The following is an 11,713-nucleotide window of genomic DNA, read 5'->3' on the forward strand; positions in this document are numbered from 1 at the left end:
GGGCTTTTTCTTGCACCCTCCCGGGCGCCGGTGGGTGTCGCCCTGCCCACGGGGCGCGGCGGCCTGCGGAGGCCGCCGCGCGTCCGGCCGGTATCCCCGCGCCGGGTGCACACCGGCTTCCTCGTTCCGCCGTCGCCGTCCCGGTCGGACGGCTCGCGAAGAAGCAGGCCCCGTTCATCCAGGGCCGGGGAGCGGGGCGTGGCGGCCGGATCGATGGGCGGCCGCGCCGCGACGAATCACCTTGTGTTGACGGCCCGCCACGAAAAGAGTTACATTGCGGACGATTTCGCGGTGGTCCGAGGGAAGTCCGGTGAGAAGCCGGTGCGGTCGCGCCACTGTATCCGGAACGTGAGTTCCGGGAGCCAGGTTACTTGGCCGCCGCGTCCTCATCTGTCGGGACGCGTCATCCCCAAGGAGGCTACTCATGCGTGAGCTGTCCGTTTCTCAGCCCGTTCCCCTCTCCCACCTGGCCCGCTGGCTCGTGGCGGTTCCGCTGCTCCTGCTGGTGGCCTACCTGGTCACCTTCGACCAGGGGGTGGTGTCGCAGGCGGGCGACTATCTGCACGAACTCATGCACGACGGGCGCCACCTGCTCGGCGTTCCCTGCCACTAGACCGCGCGCCGTGATCCGTACCCTGTTGCTCCGCGGCCTGCTCGTCGGGCTGGTCGCCGGGCTGATCGCCGCCGTGTTCGCCTACCTGCTGGGCGAGCCGAACATCGACCAGGCCATCGCGCTCGAAGAGGCCGCCGCCCACGCCCAGACCGAGGTCGGGCACTCCCACGGGGAGGAGGCACTGGTCAGCCGGTCCGGCCAGCAGGCCGGGCTCTTCCTCGCCCTGGCCCTGTACGGCATGTCCGTGGGGGGTATCTTCTCCCTCGTCTTCGCCGGGCTGCGCGGCCGGATCGGTCCCCGCTCCGACGTGGTGCTGGCCGCGACGATGGCCGCCACGGCGTTCGTCGCGATCGTGCTGGTGCCGTTCGTCAAGTACCCGGCCAACCCGCCCGCCGTCGGTGACCCGGACACCATCGGCAGCCGGACCACGCTGTACCTGGTCCTGGTCGCCATCGGCCTGCTGTCCGTGGCGGTGGGAGTGGCCTGCGCCCGTAAGGTGCCGGCCAGGCCCTGGCTCGCCGGCGCGGCCGGCTTCCTGGTCCCCGTCATCGTCACCCTGTTCGTGCTGCCGGCGGTCAACGAGGTGCCCGACGGCTTCCCCGCCCAGCTGCTGTGGGACTTCCGGCTGTCCGCCCTCGGCACGCAACTCGTGCTCTGGTCGGCCATCGGTGTCCTGTACGGCATCGCCGTCCAGCGCGCGGTCCGCCGCGACGCGCTCACGGCGGCCCCGAACTGAACGTTCGGCAGGTCGGACACGTCAGCAGGATCTCGCAGAAAGAAACCTCGTGATCGGTGCCTATCCGTTCAGTGCCGTCGTCGGTCTCGACGACCTCAAGCTCGCGCTGATACTCAACGCGGTCTCCCCACGGGTGGGCGGTGTGCTGGTCCGGGGGGAGAAGGGGACCGCCAAGTCCACGATCGTCCGCGCGCTCGCCGCACAACTCCCCGCGGTCAAGGTGATCGCCGCCTGCCGCTTCTCCTGCGACCCGGCCGAGCCGGATCCGGGCTGCCCCGACGGCCCGCACGACGCGGGCGAGAGCGGGCAGGAACGTCCGGCCGCGCTGGTGGAGCTGCCCGTCGGCGCGTCGGAGGACCGGCTGGTCGGCGCGCTCGACATCGAGCGCGCGCTCACCGAGGGGGTCAGAGCGTTCGAGCCGGGCCTGCTCGCCGCCGCGCATCGAGGTGTCCTCTACGTCGACGAGGTCAACCTGCTCCACGACCATCTCGTGGACCTGCTGCTCGACGCCGCCGCGCTCGGCACCTGCTTCGTCGAGCGAGAGTCGGTCTCGGTACGGCACGCGGCGCGGTTCCTGCTGGTCGGCACGATGAACCCGGAGGAGGGCGAGCTGCGGCCACAGCTCCTGGACCGTTTCGGGCTGACCGTCGAGGTGCGGGCGTCCAGGAATCCGGACGAGCGGGCCGAGGTGGTACGGCGCCGGCTGGCCTTCGACGCCGATCCCGCCTCCTTCGCCGCCGGGTGGGCGGGAGAGGAGGCGGCCCTGGCGCGGCGGATCGCCGAGGCCAGGGAGCGGGTCAGGCAGGTCGTGCTGCCGGACGCCCGGCTGCGCCAGATCGCGGGGGTGTGCGCCGCCTTCGAGGTGGACGGGCTCCGGGCCGATCTGGTCACGGCCAACGCGGCCATCGCGCACGCGGCCTGGCGCGGCGGCGCCGAAGTCACGGCCGAGGACGTGCGCGAGGCGGCCCGTCTCTCGCTGCCGCACCGCCGCCGCCGAGACCCGTTCGACGCGCCGGGTCTTGACGAGTCACGCCTCGACGACCTCCTGGCGGAGCACGGCGGCGACGAGCCGGACGACCCGGATGGAGGGCCGAGCACCTCCGGCGGTCCGGGCGATTCGGGTGGTTCGGACGGCCCCGTGAACTCCGGGGACGGTCCCGAGACCGGCTCCGCGGAAAGTCCCGCGGGTGATGGTTCCGGTGCGGGCCCGCACGGCGGCGCGCACGACGGTGGTTCGCACGACGGTGGTTCCGGGACCGGCGCCGCCGATGTCCCGGGTGCCTCCGACGGGACCGGCGCCTCGCCGGACCGTCCCTTCGCCGAGCGGGTGGTCGCCGCCGCCGAACCGTACCGGGTGCGCCCCTTCCAGGTCCCCGGGCTGGGCGACGGCGCCTCGGGTCGGCGGTCGCGGGCCCGTACCCCCAACGGGCGGACCACCGGATCGCGGGTTCCCGCCGGGCGGCTCCAGCGGCCGCACCTGTCGGCGACGCTCCGCGCCGCCGCGCCGTACCAGCGCGAGCGCGGCCGCACTGGCCCCGGCCTGCTGGTACGTGACACCGACCTGCGCGAGGCCGTCCGCGAGGGCAAGGAGGGCAACCTCGTGCTCTTCGTGGTGGACGCGAGCGGTTCCATGGCGGCCCGGCAGCGCATGCGCGAGGTCAAGGCGGCCGTGCTCAGCCTGCTGCTCGACGCCTACCAGCGGCGGGACAAGGTCGGGCTGATCACCTTCAGGGGATCCACGGCGGACCTGGTGCTTCCCCCGACCTCCTCGGTCGAGGTCGGCGCGGCGCGGCTGCGGGAGCTGCCGACCGGCGGTCGCACCCCGCTGGCGGCCGGGCTGCGCCGGGCCGCCGAGGTGCTCAGGGTGGAGCGGCTGCGCGACCCCGCCAGAAGGCCGCTGCTCGTGGTGGTCACCGACGGCCGGGCCACCTCGGGGTCCGACGTGGCGGCCCCCGCCGCGCTGCTCGCCGGTACGGCGGGGGTCGTGGTCGACTGCGAGAGCGGTCCGGTGCGGCTCGCCCTGGCCCTCGACCTCGCGGCCAGGCTGGGCGCGCCCGCGGTACGGCTCGACGCGCTCGCGGCGGGCGGCGGGCTCGGCGGGCTTGTCCGTGACTACCGTACCGACTATCGGAAGGCGGTCTGAGATGCCGCAGGGCAAGCCGGACACGGTGCCCGAGGACGGGCTCACCACGCGCCAGCGCCGCAACCGGCCGCTGCTGATCGTGCACACCGGGCCGGGCAAGGGGAAGTCCACCGCCGCCTTCGGGATGGCGCTGCGCGCGTGGAACCAGGGCTGGCCGGTCGGGGTGTTCCAGTTCGTCAAGTCGGCCAAGTGGCGCATCGGCGAGGAACGGGCGCTCGTGGTGCTCGGCGAGTCCGCCGAGGGCGGCAGCGTGACCTGGCACAAGATGGGCGAGGGCTGGTCGTGGATCCAGCGGCCGGGCAGCGAGGAGGACCACGCCGCCGACGCCCGCGAGGGCTGGGAGCAGATCAGGCGTGACCTGGCCGCGGAGACCTACCGCTTCTACGTCCTCGACGAGTTCACCTACCCCCTGAAATGGGGCTGGCTGGACGTGGACGACGTGGTCGCCACCCTGGTCGCGCGGCCGGGCAACCAGCATGTCGTGATCACCGGCAGGGATGCCGACCCGAGGCTGGTCGAGGTCGCCGACCTGGTGACCGAGATGGGGAAGGTCAGGCACCCGATGGACGCCGGGCAGAAGGGCCAGAGGGGCATCGAATGGTAGTGCCGCGACTGGTGATCGCCGCGCCGTCCTCGGGCAGCGGGAAGACCACCGTCGCGACCGGCCTGATGGCGGCGCTGCGCGCGCGGGGCCTGCGGGTCTCCCCGCACAAGGTGGGACCCGACTACATCGACCCCGGCTACCACGCGCTCGCCACCGGGCGCCCCGGCCGCAACCTCGACCCCTGGCTGACCGGTGAGGACCGGGTCGCGCCGCTCTTCCTGCACGGTGCGCGGGACGCGGACATCGCCGTGGTCGAGGGGGTCATGGGCCTGTACGACGGTGCCGGGAGCGGGGACTTCGCCTCCACCGCGCACGTCGCCCGGCTGATCGGCGCGCCGGTGGTGCTCGTGGTGGACGCCGCGCGGCAGGGCAGGTCCGTGGCCGCGCTCGTGCAGGGCTTCGCCTCCTTCGACACCCGGGTACGGCTGGCCGGGGTGATCCTCAACCGGGTCGGCTCGCCGCGGCACGAGGAGATCTGCCGCGCCGCGCTGGACGAGAGCGGCATCTCCGTACTGGGCGTGATCCCGCGGGTGGACGGGGTGGCGACCCCTTCCCGCCATCTCGGGCTGATCCCGGCGGCCGAGCGCAGCGGGGACGCGGTGGCGGCGGTGGAGCGGATGGGCGCCCTGGTCGCCGACTCCTGCGACCTCGAAGGACTGGTGGCCCTGGCGCGCTCGGCGCCGCCGCTGCCCGCACATCCCTGGACTCCGGCCCTGCCCCCGTCCCCGTCTGTGACCGCGTCCGCGTCCGGTGGACGGCCGGTCGTGGCCGTGGCGGGCGGGGCGGCGTTCACCTTCGGGTACGCCGAGCAGGTCGAGCTGCTCGCGGCGACGGGGGCCGAGGTGGCGAACTTCGACCCGCTCAGGGACGAGTGCCTCCCCGAGAACGCCGGGGCGGTCGTCATCGGCGGCGGCTTCCCCGAGATGTACGCGGCGGAGCTGTCCGCCAACGAGCCGCTCCGCCGCCGGGTGGCCGCCTTCGACGGCCCGATCGTCGCCGAGTGCGCCGGGCTGCTCTACCTGGCGCGCGAGCTGGACGGCCATCCCATGTGCGGAAGGCTCGACATCACCGCGACGATGACCGGCAGGCTCACGCTGGGCTACCGTGACGCCGTGGCGACCGCCAAGTCCGTGCTCACCCGCGAGGGCGAGCGCTACCGGGGCCACGAGTTCCACCGCACGGCCACCGATCCCGGGCACGCGACGCCGCCGCTGTTCCGCTGGAGGGGCGCGGCCGACGGCTTCGCCGAGCCCCTGCTGGCCGCCTCCTACCTGCACCTGCACTGGGCAGGCAGCCCCGAGCTGGCCGAACGCCTGGTCGCGGCCATCGGCTGAACCGCCCTCACAGGGCACCGCACCGGTCCGATGACTCCGAGCCCGGCGGCATCCTGCACAGAGGTGGTTACATCACGCGCGTACATCTCCGCCCGCACCGGTCCGATGACTTCGACTCCGGCGGCATCGGTTGAACCACACTCACCCCGGGGGGCGGGTCAGCGATCCTCCAGGTCGCCCTCGATGGTGAGGTACGCCTCCCGCAGGGCCGTCATGATCTCGGGGTCGGGGTGCTCCCACATCTTCCGGTCGGCCGCCTCAAGGAGCCGTTCGGCGATGCCGTGCAGCGCCCATGGGTTCGACGCGGCCATGAACGCCCGGTTCTCCGGGTCCAGGACGTAGGTGGCGGCCAGCCTGTCGTACATCCAGTCGGCCATCACACCCGTCGTGGCGTCGTAGCCGAACAGGTAGTCCACGGTGGCGGCCAGCTCGAACGCGCCCTTGTACCCGTGCCTGCGCATCGCCGCCAGCCAGTTGGGGTTGACCACCCGGGCGCGGAAGATCCGCGCGGTCTCCTCGTGCAGGGTCCTGGTCCGCACCGCGTCCGGACGGGTGCTGTCGCCCACGTACGCGGCGGGCGCCCGGCCGGTGAGCGCCCGCACGGTGGCGATCATCCCGCCGTGGTACTGGAAGTAGTCGTCGGAGTCGGCGATGTCGTGCTCGCGGGTGTCGACGTTCTTCGCGGCCACCGCGATCCGCCGGTAGGCGCTCTCCATGTCCTGCCGCGCCGGTGTTCCGTCGAGGTCGCGACCGTAGGCGAAACCGCCCCAGACCGCGTACACCTCGGCCAGGTCGGCGTCGTCGCGCCAGTTCCCGCTCTCCATCAGCGGCAGCAGGCCCGCGCCGTAGGCACCCGGACGGGAGCCGAAGATCCGCAGGGTGGCCCGCCGCTCGTCGCCGTGCGCGGCCAGGTCGGCGTCGGCGTGCGCCCGCACGTAGTTCTCCCCGGCGGCCTCCGCGAGGCCCGCCACCAGCCGTACGGCGTCGTCCAGCATGGTGACGACGTGCGGGAAGGCGTCCCTGAAGAACCCGCTGATCCGGACGGTCACGTCGATTCTGGGCCGGCCGAGTTCGGCGAGCGGGATCGGTTCGAGGCCGCTGACCCGCCGGGACGCCTCGTCCCAGAGCGGCCGCACGCCGAGCAGCGCGAGCACCTCCGCCACGTCGTCGCCCGCCGTGCGCATGGCACTGGTGCCCCAGACCGACAGCCCGACGGAGCGCGGCCACTCACCGGTGTCGGAGCGGTACCGCTCCAGCAGGGAGTCGGCCATGGCCTGCCCGGTCTCCCACGCCAGCCTGCTGGGCACCGCCCGGGGATCGACGGAGTAGAAGTTCCGCCCGGTCGGCAGCACGTTGATCAGCCCGCGCAGCGGCGACCCGCTCGGCCCGGCGGGGACGTAACCGCCGTCGAGCGCGTGCAGCACCGCGCCGATCTCGTCCGTGGTCCTGGCGAGCCGGGGCACGATCTCCCCGGCCGCGAACCCGAGCACCTTCTCTACGGCGGCCAGGACTCCGGAGTCGCGGTCACTTCCGCCGACGAGGACGGACGCGGTGACGGGGGAGACGGCGAACGGGTCCCAGCCGTGCTCCTCCATGCCCTCGACGAGGGCGCGGGCCGTCGACTCGGCCTCGTCCACGCTCACCCTCGCGGCGCCGCCGTCCTCGGCCAGGCCGAGGGCCTCACGCAGGCCGGGGAGTGCCTCCTGGCCCGCCCAGATCTGGCGGGCGCGGAGCATGGCCAGCACGAGGTCGACGCGGGCCTTCCCCTCGGGGGCGCTGCCGAGCACGTGCAGGCCGTCGCGGATCTGGACGTCCTTGACCTCGCAGAGCCATCCGTCGACGTGCAGCAGGAAGTCGTCGAACCCGCTGTCCTGCGGCCGGTCGTCGACGCCCAGGTCGTGGTCGAGCCTGGCGGCCTGGATCAGCGTCCAGATCTGCGCCCGGATGGCGGGCAGCTTGGCCGGGTCCATGGCCGCGATCGAGGCGTGCTCGTCCAGCAGCTGCTCCAGCCGGGCGATGTCGCCGTAGGTCTCCGCGCGGGCCATCGGCGGCACCAGATGATCGACCAGTACGGCGTGCGCCCGCCGCTTGGCCTGCGTGCCCTCACCGGGGTCGTTCACCAGGAACGGGTAGACCAGCGGCAGGTCGCCGAGCGCCGCGTCGGGGCCGCAGGAGGCCGACATCCCCGCCGACTTGCCGGGCAGCCACTCCAGGTTGCCGTGCTTGCCGACGTGCACGATCGCGTGCGCGCCGAAGTCGTCGGCCAGCCACCGGTAGGCGGCCAGATAGTGGTGGCTCGGCGGCAGGTCGGGGTCGTGGTAGATGGCGACCGGGTTATCCCCGAAGCCGCGCGGCGGCTGGACCATCACCACGAGGTTGCCCGCGCGCAGCGCGGCCAGCACGATCTCGCCGTCGGGATCGCGGCTCCGGTCGACGAACAACTCGCCCGGCGGCGGCCCCCAGTGCGCCTCGATGCCGTGCCGCAGGTCCTCGGGCAGCGTCTCGAACCACGCCCGGTAGCGCGCGGCCGGGATCCGCACCGGGTTCGCGGCCAGTTGCTCCTCGGTGAGCCAGTTCCGGTCCTGGCCGCCCGCCGCGATCAGCGCGTGGATCAGCGCGTCGCCGTCCCGCTCCGCCACGCCGGGGAAACCGTCTCCGAGGTCGTACCCGGCCTCCGTCATGGCCGTGAGCAGCCTGACCACGCTGGCGGGGGTGTCCAGGCCGACCGCGTTGCCGATCCTGGAGTGCTTGGTCGGGTACGCCGACAGCATCACCGCGATCCGCCGTTCCGGTGCCCGGACGTGCCGGAGCAGGCCGTGCCGTACCGCGATGCCGGCCACCCGCGAGGCCCGCTCGGGATCGGCCACGTACACGGTCAGGCCCTCGTCGTCGACCTCCTTGAAGGAGAACGGCACAGTGATGATCCGCCCGTCGAACTCGGGGATCGCCACCTGGGAGGCCGCGTCGAGCGGGGACAGGCCGTCGTCGTTCTCCCGCCAGGCGTCCCTTCCCGTGGTCAGGCAGAGGCCCTGCAGGATCGGCACGTCCAGCTCGGCGAGCGCGCCGACGTCCCACGCGGAGTCGTCCCCGCCCGCCGAGGCGGTCGCCGGGCGGGTGCCCCCGGCGGCGAGCACGGTGACCACCAGGGCGTCCGCGGCCCGGAGCGTGTCGAACAGGTCGGGCTCGGCGCTGCGCAGGGAACCGCAGTAGACGGGCAGGGCCTGGCCGCCCGCCTCCTCGATGGCCAGGCAGAGCGTCTCGACGAAGGCGGTGTTGCCCGCGACGTGGTGCGCGCGGTAGTAGAGCACGCCGATGACGGGGCCCTCGGTGCGTCGCGCGACACGTTCGAGGGGGCCCCAGCTCGGGGTGGGCGCGGGCGGTGCGAAGCCGTACCCGGTGAGCAGCACCGTGTCGGAGAGGAAGGCGTGCAGCTGGGCCAGGTTCGCCGGACCGCCGTGCGCGAGGTAGGCGTGCGCCTCGGCGCAGACCCCGCCGGGCACCGTGGACAGCTCCATCAGCTCGGCGTCGGGGGCCTGCTCGCCACCGAGGATCACGACGGGCCGCCGGTCGGCGAGCAGCGCGTCCAGCCCGTCCTGCCATGCCCTGCGTCCGCCGAGCAGTCGCACGACCACGAGGTCCGTGCCCTCGGTCAGCGCGGGCAGGTCCTCGGCGGACAGCCGCGCCGGGTTGCCGAGCCGGTAGTTCGCGCCGCTCGTCCGCGCGCTGAGCAGGTCGGTGTCGGAGGTCGACAGCAGCAGGACGGCAGGCGGCGCGGGTGGCACGGCCGATCGCGGGGTGGGCGGCACGGAACGCATGCAGAAGTCCTCCCTCGGGGTCCTCGCCCCGGGTCGTCGTCATCGCGACGGCAGGAGTCTCCTGGCTCCCGGATCAACGCTCACCCCGGCCTTCCCGTCCGTTGCCGGACCGTGGCCTTCGGTGGGGTTCGCTCCCCGGTTACAGTGGCGGGACCGCGCCGGTTTCACACCGGCTTCCTCCCTGCGCCGTCGCCTAGGTCACACTATGCCAGGCGGACATCCGTAAAGAAATGGGAGCTACCATCCACTGCGTGTCAATAACCGACCCTCCCGGAAGAACCCGGGCCGACGCGTGTCCCGGAGCGCTCCAGGTGCACGCCGCGGCCGACGGCGGCCTGGCGCGGATCCGGGTTCCCGGCGGGGCGCTCACGGCGCGTCAGCTCCGCGTGGTCGCCGCCGCCGCCCGGGAGCTCGGATCCGGCGTGATCGAGCTGACCTCCCGGGCGAACCTCCAGGTACGCGGCCTCCCGCCGCAGGACGGCGAGTCCCTTCCCGTCGTGCACCCGGCACGCGACGACACGCGCGTTCCGGACGACGACCGGAGGCTTTCCCCGGCATCCGACTTCGCCGTGCGGCTGGCCGCCGCCGGGCTGCTGCCGTCGGCCACGCATGAGCGGGTACGCAACATCGTGGCCTCACCCCTGGCCGGGCGGGCACCCGCGAGCCTGCTCGACGTCCGTCCGCTCGTGTCCGAGCTGGACGGGGAACTCCGCGCCCGGCCCGCGCTCGCCGACCTGCCCGGCCGGTTCCTCTTCGCGCTCGACGACGGCTCGGGCGACATGGCGGCTCTCGGCGCGGACGTCACGCTGCTGCCGGTCGATCCGCTGGACGCCTCGGCGGACGTCTCCGAGGTGGCGCTGCTGCTCGCCGGTGCCGACCTGGGGCTGCGCGCCCCCGTCTCCTCCGTCGTCACCGGCATGCTCGCGGTCGCCGAGGCGTTCCTGGCCGAGCGCGCCGAGCAGGGGTCGGGCGCGTGGCGGCTCGCCGAGCTGACCGACGGTCCGGGGCGGGTCTCGGCCCGTGTGCTCAGGGCGGAGCCGGCCCTTCGCCGGGCCGCCCCCGTGGTACGGCGGGAGCGGACGATGGACGGCGGCGCGGCCGGGGTCGTCATGCAGCGTGACGGAAGGTCGGCCCTCATCGTTCTCGCCGCGCTCGGACGGCTGTCGGCGGCCCAGCTGGAGGCGCTCGCCCAGGCGGCCGAGCACGGCGGGGGAGAGGTCCGGGTGACGCCGTGGCGGACGATCGTCGTCCCCGACCTGCCGGCGCCGGAGGTCGATGGCCGGCGGGCGGCGCTCACGGCCGCGGGCCTGGTCAGCGACCCGGCGTCGCCGTGGCTGGGCCTGACCGCCTGCGCAGGCCGGCCCGGATGCGCCAAGGCCCTCGCCGACGTGCACGCCGACGTCCACGCGGGTGCGCGGGCGAACGACGGCACCGGTTCCGAGTTCGATGCGGACGGTCCTGACGACGTCCACCCCTCGCGGGGCCGCACCCGTGCGCTCCCCGTGCACTGGTCGGGCTGCGAGCGGCGGTGCGGACGCCCGCGCGGCCGGGTCGTGGACGTGGTCGCGACCGGAGACGGATACCGCGTCGAGGCGGACGGCGTGAGCCGTACGTTCGCCGACGCCGAGCAGACGAGCGCCGCGGTGGCGGCGACCAGAGAGGGAAAGTGATCGACTACATCAGGGACGGAGCGGAGATCTACCGCCGCTCCTTCGCCACCATCCGCGCGGAGACGGACCTCGGCGGCATGCCGCCGGGCGTCGCCCAGGTCGCGGTTCGCATGGTGCACGCCTGCGGCATGGTCGACCTCGTCGACGACCTCGCGTGGTCGCCGGGAGTCGTCACGGCGGCGCGCGAGGCGCTGCGCGACGGCGCGCCCGTGCTGTGCGACGCCATGATGGTCGCCTCCGGCGTCACCAGGCGACGGCTGCCGAAGGCGAACGAGGTGATCTGCACACTCGGCGACCCGCGGGTCCCGGAGCTGGCGCTGCGGCTGGGCACCACCCGCAGCGCCGCGGCGCTGGAGTTGTGGCGCGACCGGCTCGACGGCGCGGTGGTCGCGATCGGCAACGCGCCGACCGCGCTGTTCCGCCTGCTCGAACTGGTCGAGGAGGGTGCCGGACGCCCGGCCGCGGTGCTGGGCGTGCCGGTCGGCTTCATCGGGGCCGCGGAGTCGAAGCTGGCCCTGGCCGAGCACCCGGCCGGACTCGACCACCTGGTGGTGCACGGACGCAGGGGCGGCAGCGCGATGGCGGCGGCCGCCGTCAACGCGATCGCGAGCGAGGAGGAGTGAGCGGGTTGAGCGGGGATCTCGGGTGCCTGTACGGGGTCGGGCTCGCGGTGGCGGCGGTTGCCGTCAACGCGATCGCGGGTGAGGAGGAGTGAGCGGGTTGAGCGGGGATCTCGGGTGCCTGTACGGGGTCGGGCTCGCGGTGGCGGCGGTTGCCGTCAACGCGATCGCGGGTGAG

Annotated in this window: 8 protein-coding genes and 2 riboswitches; of the genes, 7 read left to right on the forward strand and 1 reads right to left on the reverse strand. The window is 73.9% G+C overall.

All coding sequences use genetic code 11. From position 1 onward, the window contains the following. Positions 1 to 274 precede the first annotated feature (274 nt). Positions 275 to 421, forward strand: a riboswitch (adenosylcobalamin (AdoCbl) riboswitch). Between the two features lie 3 nt (positions 422 to 424). The 5 genes from ABT130_RS45155 to ABT130_RS45175 are packed head-to-tail and all read left to right on the forward strand — an operon-like array spanning position 425 to position 5,430. Further along, on the forward strand, positions 425 to 613 hold the full coding sequence (locus ABT130_RS45155) for a CbtB domain-containing protein (RefSeq protein ID WP_326830249.1): 189 nt from the start codon (positions 425 to 427) through the stop codon (positions 611 to 613). A gap of 10 nt (positions 614 to 623) precedes the next feature. After that, entirely contained in the window at positions 624 to 1,349 is a 726-nt protein-coding gene (locus tag ABT130_RS45160) for a CbtA family protein (RefSeq protein WP_350966137.1), read from the forward strand. 49 nt (positions 1,350 to 1,398) lie between these two features. Further along, the gene (locus ABT130_RS45165) at positions 1,399 to 3,492 is read left to right on the forward strand and encodes a VWA domain-containing protein (RefSeq protein WP_350966138.1); all 2,094 of its coding nucleotides are present in this window, start codon (positions 1,399 to 1,401) and stop codon (positions 3,490 to 3,492) included. Position 3,493: 1 nt separating this feature from the next. Continuing rightward, positions 3,494 to 4,096 (forward strand): cob(I)yrinic acid a,c-diamide adenosyltransferase, encoded by a 603-nt coding sequence (gene cobO / locus ABT130_RS45170; protein ID WP_350922595.1) that lies wholly within the window; start codon positions 3,494 to 3,496, stop codon positions 4,094 to 4,096. Next, complete coding sequence (locus ABT130_RS45175; protein ID WP_350966139.1) at positions 4,090 to 5,430, forward strand: cobyrinic acid a,c-diamide synthase CobB; 1,341 nt, start codon at positions 4,090 to 4,092, stop codon at positions 5,428 to 5,430. The genes cobO and ABT130_RS45175 overlap by 7 nt, the downstream gene beginning before the upstream one ends. 158 nt (positions 5,431 to 5,588) lie before the next feature. On the opposite strand, the gene cobN is transcribed toward ABT130_RS45175, so the two are convergent. Next, positions 5,589 to 9,245, reverse strand: coding sequence for a cobaltochelatase subunit CobN (gene cobN / locus ABT130_RS45180; protein WP_350966140.1), 3,657 nt, complete (start codon positions 9,243 to 9,245; stop codon positions 5,589 to 5,591). 35 nt (positions 9,246 to 9,280) lie between these two features. Then, positions 9,281 to 9,482: riboswitch (cobalamin riboswitch) on the reverse strand. Positions 9,483 to 9,496: 14 nt separating this feature from the next. Here cobN and ABT130_RS45185 point away from each other — a divergent pair. Then, complete coding sequence (locus tag ABT130_RS45185; RefSeq protein WP_350966141.1) at positions 9,497 to 10,915, forward strand: ferredoxin-like domain-containing protein; 1,419 nt, start codon at positions 9,497 to 9,499, stop codon at positions 10,913 to 10,915. Then, a complete protein-coding gene (locus ABT130_RS45190; protein WP_350922586.1) occupies positions 10,912 to 11,538 on the forward strand; it encodes a precorrin-8X methylmutase in 627 nt (208 codons plus the stop codon). Before ABT130_RS45185 ends, ABT130_RS45190 begins: the two co-directional genes overlap by 4 nt. Positions 11,539 to 11,713: the final 175 nt, after the last annotated feature.

This window comes from Streptosporangium sp. NPDC001681, assembly GCF_040298085.1.
GTDB lineage: Bacteria > Actinomycetota > Actinomycetes > Streptosporangiales > Streptosporangiaceae > Streptosporangium.

Excerpts from the sequence above, each read along its gene's own strand:
- ABT130_RS45155 (WP_326830249.1), top strand. The coding sequence starts at position 425 with ATGCGTGAGCTGTCCGTTTCTCAGCCCGTTCCCCTCTCCCACCTGGCC.
- cobO (WP_350922595.1), top strand. The coding sequence starts at position 3,494 with ATGCCGCAGGGCAAGCCGGACACGGTGCCCGAGGACGGGCTCACCACG.
- ABT130_RS45175 (WP_350966139.1), top strand. The coding sequence starts at position 4,090 with ATGGTAGTGCCGCGACTGGTGATCGCCGCGCCGTCCTCGGGCAGCGGG.
- cobN (WP_350966140.1), bottom strand. The coding sequence starts at position 9,245 with ATGCGTTCCGTGCCGCCCACCCCGCGATCGGCCGTGCCACCCGCGCCG.